The 21752-nt window shown below is 71.4% G+C and carries 19 protein-coding genes; 13 read left to right on the top strand and 6 right to left on the bottom strand.

All coding sequences use genetic code 11. The annotated features are described in order from the left end of the window. Positions 1 to 13 precede the first annotated feature (13 nt). From pruA to ACF1BN_RS17255, 5 genes are all read left to right on the top strand, one after another. The gene (pruA, locus tag ACF1BN_RS17275; protein WP_392332445.1) at positions 14 to 1645 is read left to right on the top strand and encodes an L-glutamate gamma-semialdehyde dehydrogenase; all 1632 of its coding nucleotides are present in this window, start codon (positions 14 to 16) and stop codon (positions 1643 to 1645) included. A 117-nt stretch (positions 1646 to 1762) separates the two neighbouring features. Beyond that, positions 1763 to 2299: a GNAT family N-acetyltransferase gene (locus tag ACF1BN_RS17270; RefSeq protein WP_392332444.1), complete on the top strand. Its 537-nt coding sequence runs from the start codon at positions 1763 to 1765 to the stop codon at positions 2297 to 2299. A gap of 267 nt (positions 2300 to 2566) precedes the next feature. Further along, positions 2567 to 2698 (top strand): hypothetical protein, encoded by a 132-nt coding sequence (locus tag ACF1BN_RS17265; protein WP_376599504.1) that lies wholly within the window; start codon positions 2567 to 2569, stop codon positions 2696 to 2698. A gap of 77 nt (positions 2699 to 2775) precedes the next feature. After that, positions 2776 to 3816 carry a 3-isopropylmalate dehydrogenase gene (locus ACF1BN_RS17260; RefSeq protein WP_392332443.1) on the top strand — a complete coding sequence of 347 codons (1041 nt, stop codon included), beginning with the start codon at positions 2776 to 2778 and terminating at the stop codon, positions 3814 to 3816. Between the two features lie 247 nt (positions 3817 to 4063). Next, positions 4064 to 5155, top strand: a complete 1092-nt coding sequence (locus ACF1BN_RS17255) for a branched-chain amino acid aminotransferase (protein WP_392332442.1) — start codon at positions 4064 to 4066, stop codon at positions 5153 to 5155. A gap of 2 nt (positions 5156 to 5157) precedes the next feature. On the opposite strand, the gene ACF1BN_RS17250 is transcribed toward ACF1BN_RS17255, so the two are convergent. Then, positions 5158 to 6618, bottom strand: coding sequence for a cytosine permease (locus ACF1BN_RS17250; protein WP_392332441.1), 1461 nt, complete (start codon positions 6616 to 6618; stop codon positions 5158 to 5160). Positions 6619 to 6772: 154 nt separating this feature from the next. On the opposite strand from ACF1BN_RS17250, the gene ACF1BN_RS17245 reads away from it, so the two are divergent. From ACF1BN_RS17245 to ACF1BN_RS17225, 5 genes are all read left to right on the top strand, one after another. Further along, a complete protein-coding gene (locus ACF1BN_RS17245) occupies positions 6773 to 7792 on the top strand; it encodes an agmatine/peptidylarginine deiminase (protein ID WP_392332440.1) in 1020 nt (339 codons plus the stop codon). 99 nt (positions 7793 to 7891) lie between these two features. After that, positions 7892 to 8446 carry a TetR/AcrR family transcriptional regulator gene (locus tag ACF1BN_RS17240; RefSeq protein ID WP_392332595.1) on the top strand — a complete coding sequence of 185 codons (555 nt, stop codon included), beginning with the start codon at positions 7892 to 7894 and terminating at the stop codon, positions 8444 to 8446. Positions 8447 to 8512: 66 nt separating this feature from the next. After that, positions 8513 to 9868: an MFS transporter gene (locus ACF1BN_RS17235; RefSeq protein WP_392332439.1), complete on the top strand. Its 1356-nt coding sequence runs from the start codon at positions 8513 to 8515 to the stop codon at positions 9866 to 9868. Between the two features lie 284 nt (positions 9869 to 10152). After that, positions 10153 to 11784, top strand: a complete 1632-nt coding sequence (cimA, locus tag ACF1BN_RS17230) for a citramalate synthase (protein WP_392332438.1) — start codon at positions 10153 to 10155, stop codon at positions 11782 to 11784. Between the two features lie 52 nt (positions 11785 to 11836). Next, the gene (locus ACF1BN_RS17225) at positions 11837 to 13180 is read left to right on the top strand and encodes a hypothetical protein (RefSeq protein ID WP_392332437.1); all 1344 of its coding nucleotides are present in this window, start codon (positions 11837 to 11839) and stop codon (positions 13178 to 13180) included. A gap of 95 nt (positions 13181 to 13275) precedes the next feature. On the opposite strand, the gene ACF1BN_RS17220 is transcribed toward ACF1BN_RS17225, so the two are convergent. Beyond that, positions 13276 to 13887 carry a YceI family protein gene (locus ACF1BN_RS17220; RefSeq protein ID WP_392332436.1) on the bottom strand — a complete coding sequence of 204 codons (612 nt, stop codon included), beginning with the start codon at positions 13885 to 13887 and terminating at the stop codon, positions 13276 to 13278. 246 nt (positions 13888 to 14133) lie between these two features. On the opposite strand from ACF1BN_RS17220, the gene ACF1BN_RS17215 reads away from it, so the two are divergent. From ACF1BN_RS17215 to ACF1BN_RS17205, 3 genes are all read left to right on the top strand, one after another. After that, the gene (locus ACF1BN_RS17215; RefSeq protein ID WP_392332435.1) at positions 14134 to 14643 is read left to right on the top strand and encodes a hypothetical protein; all 510 of its coding nucleotides are present in this window, start codon (positions 14134 to 14136) and stop codon (positions 14641 to 14643) included. 206 nt (positions 14644 to 14849) lie between these two features. Continuing rightward, complete coding sequence (locus tag ACF1BN_RS17210; RefSeq protein WP_392332434.1) at positions 14850 to 16433, top strand: acyl-CoA carboxylase subunit beta; 1584 nt, start codon at positions 14850 to 14852, stop codon at positions 16431 to 16433. A gap of 26 nt (positions 16434 to 16459) precedes the next feature. After that, entirely contained in the window at positions 16460 to 16663 is a 204-nt protein-coding gene (locus tag ACF1BN_RS17205; protein WP_360317315.1) for an acyl-CoA carboxylase subunit epsilon, read from the top strand. An 89-nt stretch (positions 16664 to 16752) separates the two neighbouring features. Here ACF1BN_RS17205 and ACF1BN_RS17200 read toward each other — a convergent pair whose 3' ends face one another. From ACF1BN_RS17200 to ACF1BN_RS17185, 4 genes are all read right to left on the bottom strand, one after another. Beyond that, complete coding sequence (locus ACF1BN_RS17200) at positions 16753 to 17334, bottom strand: ATP/GTP-binding protein (RefSeq protein WP_226651380.1); 582 nt, start codon at positions 17332 to 17334, stop codon at positions 16753 to 16755. Continuing rightward, entirely contained in the window at positions 17315 to 17851 is a 537-nt protein-coding gene (locus ACF1BN_RS17195) for a DUF742 domain-containing protein (protein ID WP_392332433.1), read from the bottom strand. Before ACF1BN_RS17195 ends, ACF1BN_RS17200 begins: the two co-directional genes overlap by 20 nt. 93 nt (positions 17852 to 17944) lie before the next feature. After that, positions 17945 to 18358 carry a roadblock/LC7 domain-containing protein gene (locus ACF1BN_RS17190; RefSeq protein WP_030496939.1) on the bottom strand — a complete coding sequence of 138 codons (414 nt, stop codon included), beginning with the start codon at positions 18356 to 18358 and terminating at the stop codon, positions 17945 to 17947. 10 nt (positions 18359 to 18368) lie between these two features. Next, complete coding sequence (locus ACF1BN_RS17185; protein WP_392332432.1) at positions 18369 to 21638, bottom strand: nitrate- and nitrite sensing domain-containing protein; 3270 nt, start codon at positions 21636 to 21638, stop codon at positions 18369 to 18371. Positions 21639 to 21752: the final 114 nt, after the last annotated feature.

The following is a 21752-nucleotide window of genomic DNA, read 5'->3' as shown; positions in this document are numbered from 1 at the left end:
AGTTCCGAGACTCATGGACGCTGTGACCCAGGTCCCCGCTCCCGTCAACGAGCCGGTGCACGGCTACGCCCCCGGCTCCCCGGAGCGCGCCCGTCTGGAGGCCGCTCTCAAGGAGCTGGCCGACAACCCGCGCGAGCTGCCGATGACCATCGGCGGCGTGAAGCGCATGGGCGGCGGCGAGGAGTTCAAGGTCGTCCAGCCGCACAACCACAAGGCCGTCATCGGCACCTTCCGCGGTGCCACCGAGGCCGACGCCCAGGACGCGATCGACGCGGCCCTGGCCGCCGCCCCGGCCTGGCGCGCGATGTCCTTCGACGACCGCGCCGCGATCATCCTGCGCGCCGCCGAGCTGCTCGCCGGCCCGTGGCGCGAGACGCTGGCCGCCTCCACCATGCTCGGCCAGTCGAAGACCGCCCAGCAGGCCGAGATCGACACCCCGTGCGAGCTCGTCGACTTCTGGCGCTTCAACGTGGCGTACGCCCGCCAGATCCTGGCCGAGCAGCCGCCGGCCAACTCCCCGGGCGTGTGGAACCGACTGGACCACCGCCCGCTGGAGGGCTTCGTCTACGCGATCACGCCGTTCAACTTCACGGCCATCGCGGGCAACCTGCCCACCGCCCCCGCCCTCATGGGCAACGTGGTGGTCTGGAAGCCGTCCCCCACGCAGACCCACTCCGCCGTGCTCCTCATGGAGCTCCTGGAGGAGGCCGGCCTGCCCAAGGGCGTCATCAACCTGGTGACCGGCGACGGCATCGCCGTCTCCGAGGTGGCCCTGAACCACCGCGACCTCGCCGGCATCCACTTCACCGGCTCGACCAGGACCTTCCAGCACCTGTGGAAGACGGTCGGCAACAACATCGAGAAGTACCGCGCGTACCCGCGGATCGTCGGCGAGACCGGCGGCAAGGACTTCGTCGTCGCCCACCCCAGCGCCGACCGCGCGATCCTGAAGACCGCGCTGACCCGCGGCTCCTTCGAGTTCCAGGGCCAGAAGTGCTCCGCGTCCTCGCGGGCGTACATCCCGGCCTCCATCTGGAACGACGGCTTCAAGGAGGAGTTCGCGGCCGAGGTCGACGGCATCAAGATGGGTGACGTCACCGACCTGTCGAACTTCATCGGTGCCGTCATCGACGACCGCTCGTTCGCGAAGAACAAGGCGGCGATCGACCGTGCGTCCTCCGACCCGAGCTGCACGATCGTCGCCGGCGGCACCTACGACGACACCGAGGGCTTCTTTGTCCGCCCGACCGTCATCGAGTGCACCGACCCGGAGAACGAGGTCTTCAAGGCCGAGTACTTCGGTCCGATCCTCGCGATCCACGTGTACGAGGACGAGCGGTACGACGCCATGCTGGAGCAGATGGAGTCGGTCTCCGACTACGCGCTGACCGGCGCCGTCATCTCCAACGACCGCGCCGCCGCCGCGCACACGATGGAGAAGCTCCGCTTCGCCGCGGGCAACTTCTACATCAACGACAAGTCGACCGGCGCCGTCGTCGGCCAGCAGCCCTTCGGCGGCGGCCGCGCCTCCGGCACCAACGACAAGGCCGGCGCCCCGCAGAACCTGATGCGCTGGACGCTGACCCGCGCCATCAAGGAGACGCTGGTCCCGCCGACCGAGTACGGCTACCCGCACATGGGCTGACGCCCGCCCGCCGCGTGAGCGGCCCCTGATCACCGCCCCCCTCCCCGGTCCCCCCAGGCCGGGGTCGGGGGCGGTATTCATGTGCGGCCCCGGGGGAGCCGGTGGCAGGGTGGGCGGATGACCGTGAGGACCGCGCCCACCCACTCCCTCGGCGCGGAGCGGCTGGCGGCCGTCCGCGCCCTGCTCGACTCCGCCTTCGACGGAGACTTCTCCGCGGAGGACTGGGACCACACCCTCGGCGGCGTCCACGCCTGGATCGAGGACGGGACGGGCCTCCTCGCGCACGGGGCCGTCGTCCAGCGCCGGGTGCTCCACCGCGGACGCTCGTACCGGACCGGGTACGTCGAAGGGGTCGCCGTCCGGGCCGACGCGCGCCGGCGCGGGCTCGGGAGCGCCGTCATGGACGCCCTGGAGCGGGTGATCGACGCGACCCACGCCTTCGGCGCGCTCTCCGCCTCCGACGAGGGCGCCGCCCTCTACCGGGGGCGCGGCTGGCAGGTCTGGGGCGGCCGGATCGCGGTGCTGGGCCCGGACGGGGTCGTCGGGCTCCCGGAGGAGGAGGGCGGCCTCCTCGTCCGCCCCGCGGGTGCCCTCGCCCTCCCGGACGCCGCCGCTCCGCTCGTCCTCGACTGGCGGGACGGCGACGTCGCGTGACGGAGCGGCGGCCGGGGGAGAGCCGCCGTCTCAGATAGTAGGAAGTCCGAGTAATTGTGGAGACAGATGAGGGTCCCTGCCCTAGCTTTGTAGAAGCCGAACGTCTCGCTTCATCAGCGAATGGCGGTCGAGAGCGCGACGCCCCGTGCAGGCAACCCCTGCGGCGGCGCTCCCCGCCCCTTTCCGGCGCCTTCGATCACTGATCTCCCGATCGCAGCTGATCTCCGCACATCCGGATCACCACTGATCTCAAGGAGTCGATCCCTCATGGCCACTCAGACCGCCCCCCGCGTCCGCCACTCCGCCACCCGTCCCAGCGACGAGGCCCGGCAGAACGCCGCCGCCGCCCTCCAGCGCGCCCTCGACCGCCGGGACAACGGCGGCTCCACCGGCCACTGAACCGCCCGACGCCTGTCCGTTCGTCCACATGGTGGACGATGCGTGTCAGACGATGGGACGAAGAGTAGGGTGCCGCCATGTCTCACAGCATCAATCTCGCAGTCATCCCCGGCGACGGCATCGGCCAGGAGGTCGTGGCCCAGGGCCTCAAGGTCCTCTCGGCGGTGCTTCCCCAGGACGTGAAGCTGGAGACCGAGGAGTACGACTTCGGCGCCCGGCGCTACCACGCCACCGGTGAGACCCTCACCGACGCCGACCTGGACTCCCTCAAGAAGCACGACGCCATCCTGCTCGGCGCGATCGGCGACCCGTCGGTGCCGTCCGGCGTCCTGGAGCGGGGCTTCCTCCTGAAGCTGCGCTTCGCCTTCGACCACCACGTGAACCTGCGCCCCTCGAAGCTGCTCCCCGGCGTCTCGACCCCGCTCGCCGGCCAGCCCGAGATCGACTTCGTCGTCGTCCGCGAGGGGACCGAGGGCCCGTACACGGGCAACGGCGGCACCATCCGCAAGGGCACCGAGCACGAGGTCGCCACCGAGGTCTCCGTCAACACGGCCTTCGGCGTCGAGCGCGTGGTCCGGGACGCCTTCGCCCGCGCCCAGGCCCGCCCGCGCAAGAAGCTCACGCTGGTCCACAAGAACAACGTGCTGACCTTCGCCGGCCACCTCTGGACCGACATCTTCCACCGGGTCGCCCAGGAGTTCCCCGAGGTCACCACCGACTACCTGCACGTCGACGCCGCGACGATCTTCCTCGTCACCGACCCGGCCCGCTTCGACGTCATCGTCACCGACAACCTCTTCGGCGACATCATCACCGACCTCGCCGCGGCCGTCTCCGGCGGCATCGGCGTCGCCGCCTCGGGCAACATCAACCCCGGCCGCGAGTTCCCGTCCATGTTCGAGCCGGTGCACGGCTCCGCGCCGGACATCGCGGGCCAGGGCAAGGCCGACCCCACGGCCACCGTCCTCTCCGTCGCCCTCCTGCTGCGCCACCTCGGCCACGAGGCCGAGGCCGCCCGGGTCGAGGCGGCCGTCGAGGCCGACCTGACCGAGCGGGGCACCACCGTCCGCACCACGGACGAGATCGGCGACGCGCTCGCCGCGCGAGTAGCGAGCTGACCCGCGCGCCTCACTGACACCACAGAGCAGCCGCCGGGTCTCCCAGACACCCGGCGGCTGCTTCGTCGTATGCGGCCACCGGGCGCGAGAACCTCTACTCTCCCTCTCACCGGATCGCGCTCACCCGCGCCGCGTCCACCCGTTTCGTCCTCCGGTCCCCCCGGGCGATAATCGAACGTGGGGCCGTGGCATGCGGGCACGCCGTGGGCGCGGTCCGACCCACACAACCGGTGAAGGACACGCACTCATGACGAAGCCCACGATCGAGCTCAAGCCCTCCTCCAGCCCGCTGTCCACCGCGGAGCGCGAGGCGATCCTGGCCAACCCGGGATTCGGCCGCCACTTCACCGACCACATGGTCACCATCCGCTGGACCGAGGGCCGGGGCTGGCACGACGGGCAGCTCGTGCCGTACGGGCCGCTCTCGCTCGACCCGGCGACCAGCGTCCTCCACTACGCGCAGGAGATCTTCGAGGGCCTGAAGGCCTACCGCCGCCCCGACGGCTCGGTCGCCACCTTCCGCCCCGACGCCAACGCCCGCCGCTTCCAGTACTCCGCCCGCCGGCTCGGCATGCCGGAGCTCCCGGTCGAGACCTTCATCGAGGCCTGCGACGCCCTGGTCGGCCAGGACCGGTCGTGGGTCCCGCCGCACGGCGGCGAGGAGTCCCTGTACCTGCGCCCGTTCATGATCGCCACCGAGGTCGGCCTGGGCGTCCGCCCGGCCAACGAGTACCTCTTCGTGGTCATCGCCTCCCCGGCCGGCGCCTACTTCCCGGCCGGCGTCAAGCCGGTCGCCATCTGGGCCTCCGAGGACCGTGTCCGCGCCTTCCCCGGCGGCGTCGGCGACGCCAAGACCGGCGGCAACTACGCCGCCTCCCTGCTCGCCCAGGCCGAGGCCGCCGAGAAGGGCTGCATCCAGGTCGCCTACCTCGACGCCGTCGAGCACAAGTGGGTCGAGGAACTGGGCGGCATGAACCTGTACTTCGTCTACGGGAACAAGATCGTCACCCCGACCCTCACCGGCTCGCTGCTCGCCGGCATCACCCGCGACTCGCTGCTCCGGGTCGCCGAGGACCTCGGCTACGAGTCCGAGGAAGCCCGGGTCTCCATCGACCAGTGGCAGGAGGACGCCGCGAACGGCACCCTCACCGAGGTCTTCGCCTGCGGCACCGCCGCCGTCATCACCCCCGTCGGCACGGTGAAGTCGGCCCGCGGCGAGTGGCGGCACGCGGACGGCGAGCCCGGCGAGGTCACCATGCGGCTGCGCGAGGCCCTGCTGGCGATCCAGACCGGCAAGGCGGAGGACGCGCACGGGTGGGTGCACCAGCTGGGCAAGTGATTTCAGGGCCGGTCGGCCAGGGCGCCCGGGACGGTCTCCGTCCCGGGCGTCCCCCGTTCCGGAGCGGGGGTGAGGACCGCGTACAGCAGGCCGCCGGTGAGTCCCGACAGCACGAAGCTGCAGTCGATCCCGCCGGTCAGGGCCAGCAGCGGGCCCTCGTACAGCGGGGTGGAGACGGCGGCGAGGCCGACGGCCGCGCCGAGCGCCCAGGAGGCCGTGGCGCGCGGGTGCCAGCCGGCCGAGAACCAGTAGATCCCGCCGCGTGAGCGCCGGTTGTAGACCTGGAGCGCCTCGGGGTCGTACACGCCCCGGCAGCGGACGTGACCGATCAGGGTGACGACCGCCCACGGGGTGCCGAGCGCGGTCAGGAGCAGGACGAACGAGGTCATCGCCGACCGGGCGTCCGAGGCGAAGTGCCCGAGGAGGACGAAGCCGGTGGCGACCGCGGCGACGACGAGGGTGGCGCGCGCCCGGGTGGCCCGGGGCAGGATCGCGTCCAGGTCGAGGCCCATCGAGTAGAGCATCAGACCGGCGTTGCCGACCGAGCCCGCGGTGGCGGCCAGCAGCAGCGGGAGCAGGTACCAGACGGGGGAGGCGGCGACCAGCGGCCCCGCGTAGTCCTCGCCGGCCCGGGCGGCGAGCGCCGTGACCGTGCCGAAGAGCTGCGGCACCAGCAGTCCGACGAGCAGCCCGAGCGAGGTGGCCCGCCAGACGCTCCGCGCGCTGTGCCGGGCGGGGGATACGTACCGGGTGTAGTCGCCCAGCAGGGTGATGAAGGCGACCGGCCCGCTGAGACCGGCGGCGACCGCCGAGAGCAGCCAGGTCGGCCAGAAGGAGCCCAGCAGGTACGGGGTCTCCGGGACCGGCGCGGCGGTGAAGTCGCCCGCGTACGCGACGAGCCCCACGGCCAGGAGGAGGGTCATGCCGACGGCGAGCGCCTTGCTGAGCCGGAGCAGCAGCCGGTAGCCGTACACGGCGCCCACCACCGTGCAGGCCGCGAGCAGCGTGTAGACGGCCACGTGCGTGCCGTCGCCGGTGGGGAGGCCGGTCAGCCGGGCGAGGGTGCCCACCATGACGTCGCCGCCGATCCACAGGGTCAGCGCGGTGTAGCCCAGCGAGAGCAGCAGCCCCACCACCGAGCCGACGAGCCGGCCGCGGACGCCGAAGAAGGCGCCGGAGGAGGTGGAGAGGTTGGTGGCGGTGCGCAGGGAGACCAGCGCCAGCGGGGCGGTGACGGCGACGCCGGCGACCGTGCCGGCCACCACGGAGGTCACCGAGCCCCACAGGCCGAGGCCGAAGGAGACGGGCAGCCAGCCGAAGACGATCACCCCCAGGCAGAGGTTGGAGCCGAGCAGGATCGCGACGAGATCACGGGGGCCGCTGGTGCGCTCGGCCTCGGGGACGGTGTCGACGCCCCGCTGCTCGATGCCGCGGTGACCGGTTCCGGATTGTTCGACCGCCATGGGACCTCCGGGGGAGCGGGTCGGGAACTTTAGAGTGGCGCTCAATGTGACCTGTGCCTGCACCCGACGTCAATGCTTGGAGGTGAACCTCTCAGCATTTAGAGTGTTGCTCAAAGCGTCACCCGCACCGTTCCACTTCCCCGAGGACCCCGCCATGACCGCGTACCGCATGCCCGCCGAGTGGACCCCGCACGAGCGGACCTGGATGGCCTGGCCCAGCCCCAACCCCACCTTCACCGACGACGCGGAGCTCGCCGCCGCCCGCGAGGCGTGGGCCTCCGTCGCCCGGGCCGTACGCCGCTTCGAGCCGGTGACGATGGTCGTCGCCCCCGGCGACGCGGAGGGAGCCCGCGCGCTCCTCGGCGACGGCGTCGAGCTGGTCCACCGGGAGCTCGACGACGCCTGGATGCGCGACATCGGCCCGACCTTCGTCACCGACGGCACCTCCCTGGCCGCCGTGGACTGGGTCTTCAACGGCTGGGGCGCCCAGGACTGGGCGCGCTGGGAGCACGACTCCACGATCGCCCGCCACGTCGCGGACCTCGCCGAGGTCCCCGTCCTGAGCAGCGCGCTGGTCAACGAGGGCGGCGGCATCCACGTCGACGGCGAGGGCACCGTCCTCCTCACCGACACCGTCCAGCTCGGCTCCGGCCGCAACCCCGAGTGGAGCCGCGAGGAGGTCGAGCGGGAGATCCATGCCAAGCTCGGCACCAGCGAGGCGATCTGGCTCCCGCACGGCCTCGCCGGCGACTACGGCATGTACGGCACCCAGGGCCACATCGACATCGTCGCCGCCTTCGCCCGCCCCGGCACCGTCCTCGTCCACAGCCAGCAGGACCCGAACCACCCCGACCACGGCCGCTCGCGGCTGTACGCCGACATCCTGCGCGCCCGGACCGACGCCCGGGGCCGCCCGCTGGAGGTCATCGAGATCCCCGCCCCCACCGTCCTCAAGGACGAGGAGGGCGACTGGGTCGACTACTCCTACATCAACCACTACCTCTGCAACGGCGCCGTCATCCTGTGCGCCTTCGACGACCCGCACGACGAGCTCGCCGCCGAGATCTTCCGCCGCCTCTTCCCGGACCGCGAGGTCGTCCTGGTCGACGCGCGCACGATCTTCGCGGCCGGCGGCGGCATCCACTGCATCACCCAGCAGCAGCCCGCGGTGTAGAACGTACGAGTGAGTCAGAGCAGCAGCCCCGTCCCGGCCCGCGCCCCCCGCCGGCGCAACCAGCCCGCCCCGCCCCGCGAGGACGTCTTCGCGGCGGCGATGGACACCGTCGCCGAGCGCGGACTCGACGGACTCACGATGGCCGGGCTCGGGCGGCAGGTCGGGATGAGCAGCGGCCACCTGCTGTACTACTTCCGCACCAAGGACGAGCTGCTCCTCCAGACGCTGGAGTGGAGCGAGGGACGGCTCGGGGCCGCGCGCGGGGCGCTGCTCTCCGGGCCCGGGACCTCCCGCGAACGCCTCGACGGATACGTCGACGTGTACGTGCCCGCCGGACCGCGCGACCCGCACTGGACGCTCTGGCTGGAGGTCTGGAACCGGTCGCAGAACGCCGACGCGGACGCCCGCGCCCGCCAGTCCGCCATCGAGCGGGCCTGGCACCGGGACCTCGTCGCGATCCTCGCCGAAGGCGTCTCGCGGGGTGAGTTCCGCTCCGTCGACCCGGATCGCTTCGCCACCCGAATGCGCGCACTCCTGGACGGCTACAGCGTGCACGTGGCGGTCGGTCTCCCCGGCACCGGGCGAGGTGAAGTCCTCGCGCAGGTGCGGGAGTTCATCGACGAAACCCTGATCCCGCGAACTCAAGGCACGTAAGTACTCCCGATCGTTGCCCCCTGCACCCTTGTTGTGCGGGGGGTCGCTCCGGCACGGTTCCGGGCCATGGGACGAGATCACTGGAAGAAGATCTGGATCGGTTCGGCCGGGAACATGGTCGAGTGGTTCGACTGGTTCGTGTACGCGAGCTTCGCCGTCTACTTCGCGGGCGCCTTCTTCCCCGAGGGCAACGACACCGCCAAACTCATGAACACCGCCGGCATCTTCGCCGTCGGCTTCTTCATGCGACCCGTCGGCGGCTGGCTCCTCGGCCGGGTCGGCGACCGGAAGGGCCGCAAGGCCGCGCTCACCCTCACCGTCACCCTGATGTCCGCCTCGGCGCTCCTCATCGCCGTCGCCCCCACCTACGCCGTCGCCGGCTACGGCGGCGCCGCCGTCCTCCTCGTCGCCCGCCTCCTCCAGGGCCTCTCCGTGGGCGGCGAGTACGCGGCCAGCGCCACCTACCTCACGGAGGCGTCCGCCCCCGGCCGGCGCGGCCTCGCCTCCAGCTTCCAGTACGTCTCCATGACCGCCGGGCAGGTCTTCGGCCTCGGCCTGCTCCTGGTCCTCCAGCACACGATGTCCAGCGAGGCCCTGCACAGCTGGGGCTGGCGCGTCCCCTTCGTCATCGGCGCCCTCGGCGCCGCCGTCGTGTTCTACCTGCGCCGGAACATGCTGGAGACCGAGGTGTACGAGGAGACCGCCGACGCGGGCGTCGCCCACGGCGAGCAGGGCACCCTCAAGGCCCTGTGGGCGCACCGCCGCGAGGCGTTCCTCGTCGTCGCCCTCACCATGGGCGGCACCGTGGCCTACTACACGTACACCACCTACCTCACCAAGTACCTCTCCAACAGCGCCGGGCTGCCCAAGCAGACCGCCACCCTCGTCTCCTTCTGCGCCCTCATCGCCTTCGCCTGCCTCCAGCCGCTCGCCGGCGCGCTCTCCGACCGGATCGGGCGCCGCCCCCTCCTCATCACCTTCGCCGTCGGCTCCACCCTCCTCACGGTGCCGATCCTGACGATGCTCAAGCGGGCCGACTCGTTCTGGCCGGCCCTCGGCCTCTCGCTCCTCGCGCTGCTCGTCGTCACCGGCTACACCTCGATCAACGCCTGCGTGAAGGCCGAGCTGTTCCCCACCGGCATCCGCGCCCTCGGCGTCGCCCTGCCGTACGCCATCGCCAACGCGCTCTTCGGCGGCACCGCCGAGTACGTCGCCCTCTGGTTCAAGAACGCCGGGATCGAGTCGGGCTTCGCCTGGTACGTGGCCGGGTGCGCGGCCGTCTCGCTGATCGTCTACCTGACGATGCGCGAGACCCGTGACATCGACCTGGCCCGGGTGGGCGCCTCCGGGGGAACGGCCGCCGCGCCCGAGCCCGTACCGCCGGCCAGGAGGACCGGCACCGCCGTGGATTCCGCATCGTGAGATCCGCGTCCTGAACCGCGCGGGCCTGTGGCACACTGCGGGCGTGCTTGCTACCACGATGATTATCGGCAGCAGCGCGCCGGTCCGCAGTGGCCGCTGAACCCCGGGACCCCACCCCCGTGGCGGCGGCCACCGTGCCCCAGACCCGCGCGCAGACCTCTCGCACCCGCGAGGGGTTTTTTCGTTTTCCGGCCCCACCCACGCCGGAGACGGACAGCGCGTGAGAATGGGGGCAAGTGGATCCATACCTTCCGGAGCCACATCCGACAGGAGCCAACACAGTCATGACCACCGAGAACGGCGAGAGCCCCCGTCCGGGCGCCGGCCCGGCCGACGACAGCTTCCACGTCTTCGACACGACGCTCCGCGACGGAGCCCAGCGTGAGGGCATCAACCTCACCGTCGCGGACAAGCTGACCATCGCCCGGCACCTCGACGAGTTCGGCGTCGGCTTCATCGAAGGCGGCTGGCCCGGTGCCAACCCGCGGGACACCGAGTTCTTCGCCCGCGCCCGCCAGGAGATCCACTTCAGGAACGCGCAGCTCGTGGCCTTCGGCGCCACCCGCAGGGCCGGCGGCAGCGCCGCCGACGACCCGCAGGTCAAGGCACTGCTCGACTCCGGCGCCCCGGTGATCACCCTGGTGGCCAAGTCCCACGACCGGCACGTCGAGCTGGCCCTGCGCACCACCCTCGACGAGAACCTGGCGATGGTCCGCGACACCGTCTCCCACCTGCGCGCCGAGGGCCGCCGCGTCTTCGTCGACTGCGAGCACTTCTTCGACGGCTACAAGGCGAACCCCGCCTACGCCAAGGCCGTCGTCCGCGCCGCGCACGAGGCCGGCGCCGACGTCGTCGTCCTCTGCGACACCAACGGCGGCATGCTCCCCGCCCAGATCCAGGCCGTCGTCGCCACCGTCCTCGCCGACACCGGCGCCCGGCTCGGCATCCACGCCCAGGACGACACCGGCTGCGCCGTCGCCAACACCCTCGCCGCCGTCGACGCGGGCGCCACCCACGTCCAGTGCACCGCCAACGGCTACGGCGAGCGGGTCGGCAACGCCAACCTCTTCCCGGTCGTCGCCGCCCTGGAGCTCAAGTACGGCAAGCAGGTGCTGCCCGACGGCGCCCTCGCCGAGATGACCCGGATCTCGCACGCCATCGCCGAGGTCGTCAACCTCACCCCCTCCACCCACCAGCCGTACGTCGGCGTCTCCGCCTTCGCCCACAAGGCCGGCCTGCACGCCTCCGCCATCAAGGTCGACCCCGACCTCTACCAGCACATCGACCCCGAGCTGGTCGGCAACACCATGCGGATGCTCGTCTCCGACATGGCCGGCCGCGCCTCCATCGAGCTCAAGGGCAAGGAGCTCGGCGTCGACCTCGGCGGGGACCGCGCCCTGGTCGCCCGGGTGGTCGAGCGGGTCAAGGAGCGCGAGCTCCAGGGCTACACCTACGAGGCCGCCGACGCCTCCTTCGAACTGCTGCTCCGCGCCGAGGCCGAGGGCCGGGCCCGCCGCTACTTCCGCATCGAGTCCTGGCGGGCGATCACCGAGAACCGCCCCGACGGCACCCACGCCAACGAGGCCACCGTGAAGCTGTGGGCCAAGGGCGAGCGGATGCTCGCGACCGCCGAGGGCAACGGCCCGGTCAACGCCCTCGACCGCGCCCTGCGGGTCGCCCTGGAGCCGGTCTACCCCCAGCTCGCCAAGTTCGAGCTGGTCGACTACAAGGTCCGCATCCTCGAAGGCCGGCACGGCACCGAGTCCACCACCCGGGTCCTCGTCACCACGGGCGACGGCACCGACGAGTGGTCCACCGTCGGCGTCGGCGAGAACGTGATCGCCGCCTCCTGGCAGGCCCTGGAGGACGCCTTCACCTACGGCCTGCTGCGGGCCGGGGTGGACCCCGCCGAGTAAACGACCTTCGCCGGGTATGTCTAGTTCTGGTCCATTCGGGTAATTTCGAACCATGAGGACCAGGGCGATTTCGGTGTGGTCGGCCCTCGCCGGGCTGATCCTCCTGCTGCTCCTGGCCCTGGCCCCCGCGTCGGCGGGCGCCAGGGCCACCGGCGTACCCGAGGCGGGCGCGGCCCTGAGACAGGGGCCGGTCTACGTCGACCCGGGCGCCGCCGACCAGCTCTCGACGGCCGACGCGGCCGCCCTCGCGCAGAAGATCGAGGACGCCGGCAAGCCCCTGTTCGTGGCGGTGCTGCCGGAGGGCGCGGAGTACCCGCCGCAGGGGCTCATCGACAACCTGCGCGAGCAGACCGGGCTCGCCGGCGTGTACGCCGTGCGGCTCGGCGACGACCTCGCCGCGAAGGCCGACAGCCGGGTGCTGTCGGCGGGCGCGGTGGAGAACATGGTCGCCACCGTCGACCGGCCCGGCGCGGACGCCGCCACCGAGCTGAACGCCTTCGCCGACCAGGCCCTGCCCGCGATGCGCGGCACCGCGCCGGACGCCTGGGCCGGCGGCTCCGACTCCGGCGTGCCGGTCGCCGGCCTCGTCACCCTCGGCGCGGTCGCCGCCGCCGGCGGCGCGGGTGCCTACGCCGTGGTCCGCGGCAGGCGGAAGCGCAAGGAGGCGGAGGAGCGGGCCGCGCTGGAGAAGCTCCAGGTCGTCGTCGACGAGGACATCACGGCCTTCGGCGAGGAGCTGGAGCGCCTCGACTTCCACCCGGCGGAGCGTGGCGCCGACGAGGCGATGCGCGCCGACTACGAACGCGCCCTGGACTCCTACGACCGGGCGAAGTCGCTGATGGGCTCGGCCACCCGACCGCACGACGTCAGGGGCGTGACCGAGGCCCTGGACGACGGCCGTTTCGCGCTCGCCGTGCTCGACGCCCGCCGCGGCTCCCGCCCGCTGCCGGAGCGCCGCGCCCCGTGCTTCTTCGACCCGCGCCACGGCCCGTCCACCGAGGACCGCACCTGGACCCCGGGCGGCGGGAGCTCCCGCGAGGTCCCGGTCTGCGCCGCCGACGCGGCCCGCCTGGACGACGGGCAGGACCCGCGGGCGCGGACCGTCGAGACCGATTCCGGCCGCCGCCCCTACTGGGAGGCGGGCCCGGCGTACGGACCCTGGGCCGGCGGCTACTTCGGCGGCGGTCTCCTCCCCGGCCTCCTCGCGGGCACCCTGCTCGGCTCGGCCCTCGCCACCCCGGCCTACGCCTCCGAGTACGGCGGCCAGGACTTCCAGGACGGCCAGGGCGGCGACTTCGGCGGCACGGACTTCGGGGGCGGTGACTACGGCGGAGGCGGCGACTTCGGAGGCGGCGGTTTCGGCGGCGGCGACTTCGGCGGCGGCGGAGGCTTCTGAGCTCCCCGCGACGGCTGCCGGGGAACGCCGAGCGCCCGCCGTCCGCCGGGAGGCGGAGGGCGGGCGCGCTCGTGTCCGGGCCCTGCGGGGGAGGGTCAGGCGGCGTTCTTGATCGCGGAGATGTCGAAGTTCAGCTTCACCTTGTCGCTGACCATGACGCCGCCGGTCTCCAGGGCCGCGTTCCAGGTGAGGCCCCACTCGGAGCGGAGGATCTCGGCGGAGCCCTCGAAGCCGACGCGCTCGTTGCCGTACGGGTCGGTGGCCGTGCCGTTGAACTCCAGGTCGATGGAGAGCGGCTTGGTGACGTCCTTGATGGTCAGGTCGCCGGTGATCCGGTACTTGTCGCCGCCCAGCTGCGCCGCCTCGGTGGAGCGGAAGCTCATCAGGGGGAACTGCTCGGCGTCGAAGAAGTCGCCGCTGCGCAGGTGGTTGTCGCGGTCGCCGATGCCGGTGTCGACGGAGGCGATCCTGACGTCGATGGAGGCGCTGGAGGCCGCCGGGTCGGTGCCGTTCAGCTTCAGCGTGCCCTCGTGCTCGCCGAAGGAGCCGCGGACGTTGGTGACCATCGCGTGCCGGACGGTGAAGCCGATGCTGCTGTGCGCGGCGTCGATGGTGTAGTCGCCGGTCAGGGCGGCCAGGGCCGGGTCCACGGGGAGGGTGGCGGTGGCGGTGGCGGACTCGGTGTTCTTGCGGCCGAAGATACCCATGACGTGCTCCTTCTCGGGGGTGTCGTCGAAGCGGGGAGGGATTGTTGAAGCTTCAACGAGGACGACTGTAGCCCCATTCCGTTCAATATTCAACATCTGGCCCGAAGGTTCATCCGGATGGCGTCACGAGGGCGCCGACGCCCTCTGGCGGACGCGCGTAGAACTGCGGCACCATCTCCCTGCGCGACGAGCACCACCTGCACAGCCGTCCCCACCCGTCACGGTCACCAGCAGGAGGCAACCCCCGTGAAGCTCCGCTCCGTCCTCACCGCAGTCGCCCTCGTCCTCGGCGCCCTCTTCGCCCCCGGCTTCGGCGCCCTCACCTCCGGCGGCGAGGCCCACGCCGTCACCAAGATCAGCCACGCCACCGCGACCTCGATGTTCCGCAGCTCCGGCATCACCTGGTCCTCCTCCGGCGGCTGCTCGACCCGCTCCAACCCGACCTGCACCTCCTTCGAGCAGCTCAACCTCGCCACCGCCCAGGGCGCCCAGACCCTCAGGAGCGCCAGCGGCTGCGCCCTCAACATCACCGGCGGCACCGAGACCGGCCACGCCGGCGGCACCTACTCGCACTGGAACGGCTACAAGCTCGACTTCGGCAAGTACACGTGCCTCGGGAACTACATCAAGAACACGTTCACCTACATCGGCGTACGCGGGGACGGTGCCCCGCAGTGGCGCTCCGGCGCCGGTAACGTCTACGCCGACGAGGGCAACCACTGGGACGTGACCTTCTACAACTGCGGCGGCTGCTGAACCGCACGGCACCACCGGGCGCGGGCCCCCGTCACCCCGGGGGCCCGCACTCCACTTTTGTGGACTCTCCACAAGTAAACAGGTCTCCTGGCTGTGGACTCACTCCGTCGGTCCCACGGTTCTGTCCGTCCCCGCCAGGAATCGACACGCGAGACTGTACGGAGTCGACGGCGGGGTTTCCTTGGTCGAGTTCGTAGGGTCGGTACATGACCCTTGTCGACGAGATCCCGAGCGAGCCCACCGACGCACGCGGCCGTGTCGCCGAACTGCACGTCCTGCGCGAGCAGGCGCTGGCCGGCCCCAGTGAGCGCGCGACCGAGGCGCAGCACGCCAAGGGCAAGCTGACCGCGCGCGAGCGCATCGAGCTGCTCCTCGACCCGGGTTCCTTCAACGAGGTCGAGCAGCTCCGCCGGCACCGCGCCCAGGGCTTCGGCCTGGAGGCCAAGAAGCCCTACACCGACGGCGTCATCACCGGCTGGGGCACCGTCGAGGGCCGCACCGTCTTCGTCTACGCCCACGACTTCCGGATCTTCGGCGGCGCGCTGGGCGAGGCCCACGCCACCAAGATCCACAAGATCATGGACATGGCCATCGCGGCCGGCGCGCCGCTGGTCTCCCTCAACGACGGCGCCGGCGCCCGCATCCAGGAGGGCGTCTCCGCCCTCGCCGGCTACGGCGGCATCTTCCAGCGCAACACCAAGGCGTCCGGCGTCATCCCGCAGATCAGCGTGATGCTCGGCCCGTGCGCCGGCGGCGCGGCCTACAGCCCCGCCCTCACCGACTTCGTCTTCATGGTCCGCGAGACCTCGCAGATGTTCATCACCGGACCGGACGTCGTCAAGGCGGTCACCGGCGAGGAGATCACCCAGAACGGCCTCGGCGGCGCCGACGTGCACGCCGAGACCTCCGGCGTCGCGCACTTCGCGTACGACGACGAGGAGACCTGCATCGCCGAGGTGCGCTACCTCCTCTCGATGCTCCCGCAGAACAACCGCGAGAACCCGCCGACCGCCCCCTCCGAGGACCCGGCCGACCGCCGCTCCGACGTCCTGCTCGACCTGGTGCCCGCCGACGGCAACCGCCCGTACGACATGCACAAGGTCATCGAGGAGCTCGTCGACGAGGGCGACTACCTGGAGATCCACGAGCGCTGGGCGCGCAACATCATCTGCGCCCTGGCCCGCCTCGACGGCCAGGTCGTCGGCATCGTCGCCAACCAGCCGCAGTCCCTCGCCGGCGTCCTCGACATCGAGGCGTCCGAGAAGGCCGCCCGCTTCGTGCAGATGTGCGACGCCTTCAACATCCCGATCATCACCCTTCTGGACGTCCCCGGCTTCCTGCCCGGCGTCGACCAGGAGCACGGTGGAATCATTCGCCACGGCGCGAAGCTGCTCTACGCGTACTGCAACGCGACCGTGCCCCGGATCTCACTGATCCTGCGCAAGGCGTACGGCGGCGCTTACATCGTCATGGACTCCCAGTCCATCGGCGCCGACCTGACGTACGCCTGGCCCACCAACGAAATCGCGGTCATGGGCGCCGAGGGCGCCGCCAACGTGATCTTCCGCAAGCAGATCGCGGAGGCCGAGGACCCCGACGCCATGCGCACCCGCATGGTCAAGGAGTACAAGGCCGAGCTGATGCACCCGTACTACGCGGCCGAGCGCGGTCTCGTCGATGACGTCATCGACCCCGCCGACACCCGCCAGGTGCTCATCCGGTCCCTCGCCATGCTCCGCACCAAGCACGCCGACCTGCCGTCCCGCAAGCACGGCAACCCGCCGCAGTAAGACTTCAGCAAGAGGAGTCCACCGAAGTGACCACGCCTGCCACAGCCAACCTTCTCCGCGTCGAGAAGGGCCACGCCGACCCCGAGGAGCTGGCCGCCATCACCGCGGTCCTGCTCGCCCGCGCCGCCTCCCAGCCGGAGCCCGCCGTCGCCGGCCACGGCCGCACCACCGCCGGATGGCGCCGTCTGGAGCGCGAGAACGGCTTCCGCGCCCCGCACAGCTGGCGCTGACACCCCGGACGTACGCCAAGGGCCCCCGCTCCTTCGAGGAGCGGGGGCCCTTTCGTGTGGCGGTGCCACCGACGAACCCGGCGGGACGGTTACCGCAGGCGGGCCATGAGGGCGTGCTCGACGAGGGTGATGAGCGCGCTCTTGGCGTCCGCGCGGTGGCGGGCGTCGGTGGTGATGATGGGGGTGTCGGGCCCGATCTGGAGGGCCTCGCGGACCTCCTCCGGGTTGTAGGGCTGGTTCCCGTCGAAGCCGTTGAGGGCGATGACGAAGGGAAGCCCCGAGTTCTCGAAGTAGTCGACCGCGGGGAAGCAGTCGGCGAGGCGGCGGGTGTCGACGAGGACGACGGCGCCGATGGCGCCGCGGACCAGGTCGTCCCACATGAACCAGAAGCGGTCCTGGCCGGGGGTGCCGAACAGGTACAGGATCAGGTCCTGGTCCAGCGTGATACGGCCGAAGTCCATGGCGACAGTCGTCGTCGTCTTGTCGCCGGTGTGCGTGAGGTCGTCGATGCCCGCGGACGCGGACGTCATGACGGCCTCGGTGCGCAGCGGATTGATCTCCGAGACGGCACCCACGAACGTGGTCTTGCCCACGCCGAAGCCGCCCGCCACCACGATCTTCGCGCTGGTGGTTGAACGGGCCGCGCCGCCGCTAGAGCTTGCGAAGTCCACTGAGCACCCTTTCGAGCAGTGTCACGTCTGGCTGACCGCCGGCGGCCTCGTCGCCGCCGGGCTGGTGAATGGCGACAAGTCCGGCCTCGGCCAGGTCGGCGACGAGGATTCGGGCGACGCCGAGGGGGATGGAGAGAAGGGCCGAGATCTCCGCGACCGACTTGATCTCGAAGCACAGCCGGCAGATCCGCTGGTGCTCGGGCAACTGCCCCTGCAGGCGCGACGGATCGGCCGTGGTGCTGACCAGCGCCTCGATGGCGAGCTGGTAGCGCGGCCGGGTCCGGCCGCCGGTCATGGCGTACGGACGCACGAGCGGGTTGTGTCCGCCGCCCGCGCTCGCACTGCCCGCGGCCCGCTGGGGCGCGGGCTGCGCCTGCGGCTGCTGCCCGTAGTGCTGGGGGACACCCTGTCTGCTGGGTGCGGAAGGGAAGTTGTACCGGTTCTGCGCGGTGTCGCCCAGCGGCACCTGATGCGCGTCGAAACCGTTGTAGGGGTTCGCCCCCGGGGGTGTTCCCACGTCTCCTCCTCCGACTGCTTCGCGGTCCATGTCCCTTGGAGCCGCGTCACCGCACCCTAACGGTGCGGTGACGAGATACGCACTGTGTGTCTGTTAGTTGAGAAGACTTCCCTGGAGCTCCGCCCGCAGGTCCGGGGTGAGGACGGAGCCCGCGCGGTCCACCAGCAGGGCCATCTCGTAGCCCACGAGACCGATGTCGGACTCGGGGTGGGCGAGGACGGCCAGCGAGGAGCCGTCCGAGACCGACATGATGAAGAGGAAGCCGCGCTCCATCTCCACCACGGTCTGGTTGACCGCGCCGCCCTCGAAGATCCGGGACGCGCCCGCGGTCAGCGAGGTCAGCCCGGAGGCGACCGCCGCCAGCTGGTCGGCACGGTCCCGGGGGAATCCTTCGGACATGGCCAGCAGGAGTCCGTCGGCGGAGACCACCACCGTGTGGGACACCCCGGGGGTGTTGTCCACGAAGTTGGTGATCAACCAGTTCAGATTCTGCGCCGCCTGGCTCATCGGGCTCACACTAACGCTCCTGGTTGTAGGTACTACCCGGGCCGAGGCCCGATCCGTTCGTGTCCGACCCCGCGGTCCGTCCCTGCTGGACACCCCGGCGCAGGTTGCTCAACCTGCCCCGGACGTCCTCGGGCGCGCGGGAGACCTGGGGGCCGCCCTGCGGGGTCTGCTCCGCGGTGCCCTCGACCAGGTTGGCCTTCGGGACGCGCCGGGGGAGACCGGACGGAGTGACTCCGCCCGCCTTCGGCTCGCGGAGCTTCTTGGCCTGCTCCCAGCGCTCGTCGTTGGCCGAGCGCCATTCCTCGGAGCCGTTGTTCTGGTGCTGCTCGTCCTGCCCCACCGGCTGGGCGGGCTGGGCCGACGGCGCGGACCGCTGCGCCTGGGGCGCCTGCGGGGCACCACCGCCGCGGCGCGGCAGACCGGCGTCGGTCAGTCCGTTGCCGGTGTCCGGAGCGGGACTCGGAGCCGGAGCCGGACGGTCGAAGCCTACGCGCTCGCGGCCCTGTTCGGGAGCGGCCTGGGAAGATTCCGATTCCGGCCGGTAACCCTGGTCGAAAGCGCCCTGGTAGGAGCTCTGCGCAGGCCACTCGCCCTGGTGGGAGGCATCTTCGAACGTCTGGCCGTATCCGGCGTGGGTCGCGTCCTGACCGTTGTACGGCGCTTCCGCATACGCCTGCTGCGGGTACGCGCCGGGCTGCTGGTCGTAGCCCTCGTAACCCTGCTGCTGGGGGTAGCCGTAGCCGTCCTGCGGCTGCTGCTCGCCATAACCCTGGCCGTACTCCTGGCCGTAACCCTGCTCTTGGCCGTACTCCTGGGCCTGGACCTGGGGCTGAGCCGGGGCCTGCTGGTCGTAGCCCTGGGCGTACTCCTGGCCGTAGCCCTGCTCCTGGCCGTACTCGGCGCCGTAATCCTGGCCGTGCTCCGGCTCCTCGCCGTACAGCGGCGTGCCGTCGCTCTGCACCTGGGCCTCCAGGGCCGCGCGGCGCTCCTCACGCATCAGCGAGCGGTTGACCGGGTCCAGCTGCTGGCCCTCGCCCTGCTGCTCGTAGCGCGAGTCGTCGAAGCCGAGCTCGGCCGCGGTCCGCATCGGCGCCACCGCCGGCTCGAAGCCGCCCTGCTGCTGGTGCGGGATGATCTGGGAGACCGTGAAGTCGTCCTGGACCGGCTGCTCGCCACCGCCACCGTGGGTGATGGCGTCCGGCAGCATGACCAGCGAGGTGGTGCCGGCCTGCTCGCCCGAGGGGCGGAGCTGGACGCGGATGCCGTGCCGGTCGGAGAGCCGGCCGACCACGAAGAGGCCCATGCGCTGGGAGACGGCGGCGTCCACGGTGGGCGGGTTCGCCAGCTTGTGGTTGATGTCCGCGAAGTCCTCGGCGGTGAGGCCGATGCCCTTGTCGTGGATCTCGACCATCACGCGGCCGTCGGGGAGACGGGTCGCGGTGACGCGGACCTTGGTCTGCGGGGAGGAGAACGTCGTGGCGTTCTCCAGGAGCTCGGCGAGGAGGTGCACGAGGTCGGTCACGGCCTGGCCGTGGATCTCCGCCTCCGGCACGCCGGCGATCTCGATGCGCTCGTACTGCTCCACCTCGGAGGAAGCGGCGCGCAGCACGTCGACCAGCGGGACCGGCTGGTCCCAGCGGCGGCCCGGCTCCTCGCCGGCGAGGACCAGGAGGTTCTCGCCGTTGCGGCGCATACGGGTCGCGAGGTGGTCCAGCTTGAAGAGGTTCTCCAGCTGGTCCGGGTCGGCCTCGTTGTTCTCCAGGTCGGTGATGAGGGTCAGCTGGCCCTCGATCAGCGACTGGTTGCGGCGCGAGAGGTTGGTGAAGATCGCGTTGACGTTGCCCCGGAGCATGGCCTGCTCGGCGGCGAGCCGGACGGCCTCGCGGTGGACCTGGTCGAAGGCGCGGGCGACCTCGCCGATCTCGTCCTGCGAGTCGATCGGGATGGGCTGGACGCGGGTGTCGACCCGGCCCGGCTCGGTACGGGAGAGCTGGTCGACCAGCATCGGCAGGCGCTGCTCGGCGATGCCGAAGGCGGCCGTGCGCAGCTCGCGCATCGAGCGGCTCATCTGGCGGGCCATCATCCCGGCGAGGATGAAGGCGGCGAGCAGGGCGAGGACGACGCTGGCGCCGGTGACCCAGGCGTCGGTCGCGGCGCCGGAGGAGATGTCGGTGGCCTCGGCCACGGCCTTGTCGACGAGGACCTTCTCGACCTCGCTGTAGCCGTCGAACTTGGCGGTGGAGATCGCCAGCCAGGTCTCCGCGGTGATGCCCTTGGAGGCGAGCGCCTTGATCGCGTCGGCGTCCTCGGCGGTGCCGATCAGACCGGCGACGCCGGTGTAGACCGAGCCGTCCTTGCCCTTGGGCAGGGTGACGTCGGCGGCGCGCATCTGCTTCTCGCCCGCCGCGGCCTTGCCGGCCATGACCTTCTTCAGGCGCTCGACGTCCTCGGCGGTGCCGCCGGAGCTGTACTCGCCGAGGGCGATCTGCTCCAGGTAGTTGTACGAGTTGAAGGCGACCGACTGCTGGGCGAAGACGGCGTCCTTGGCGCTGGGCCGGACGAGCAGGTGGGTGCCGATGGAGCGCTGGAGCGAACCGGCGGCCTGCGCGAGCTGGATGGCGTAGACCGTGCGGCCGTAGCTGGTGATGTTGCCGGTGCCCAGGCCGAGCTCGTTGGAGAACTCCATGAGGTAGTGCTGCACGCCGGTGTAGGCGAGCTGGGTGTTCACCGGGTCCTGGGAGGCCGTGTAGGCGTTCTTGCGGAGCGCGGCGAGCTTGGGCTCCTCGTTCTTGAACGCCTGGAGACGGCGTTCGAGACCCTGGCCCGAGGGCATGTTCCCGACGGCCGCGTCGAACTTGGCGCGGGCCGCGTCCGTGGCGGCGTACGTCCGGGTGATGTCCTCGCCCGCGCGGTCCTTGCCGGCGAGCAGCGGGGCCGCCGTCAGGTCGCGCTCGTTGAGGAGGGCGGTGGAGTACTCCGAGGCGGCGCGCACGATGAGCGCCGTCTTCTCGGCGTCCTGGGCCTCCTGCCAGGTGTCGATCGACCCCTTGACCTGGAAGCCGCCCATGACGAGACCGACGAGCACGGGTATGAGGAGGATCGCGTTCAGGCGGGTGGGCACGCGCCAGTTGCGCGGGGACAGCTTGCTGGAGCTGCCGCGGGGGGCGGGTCCGGGCACGGGCGTCACGGGTACGTCTGCGGGCGACACCGCGCCGCGCGACGGCGGGGTGAAGTTGCCCCGCGCCTCCTGCTCCGCGGAGCCATCCATGCTTCGCCTCACTCGACCAACAACCTCTCGGCGTCGGCACCTACGTCGTGCCGGTGTTTCGTTCAGGGCCGTACTACTCGGGAGTTCATGAATTGCAGCACGTGATGGGGGTCCGTTCCAAACAGT

Origin of the sequence: Streptomyces sp. NPDC014861 (assembly GCF_043081625.1) — a bacterium.
GTDB lineage: Bacteria > Actinomycetota > Actinomycetes > Streptomycetales > Streptomycetaceae > Streptomyces.
This window is presented reverse-complemented; position numbering and strand designations above follow the sequence as displayed.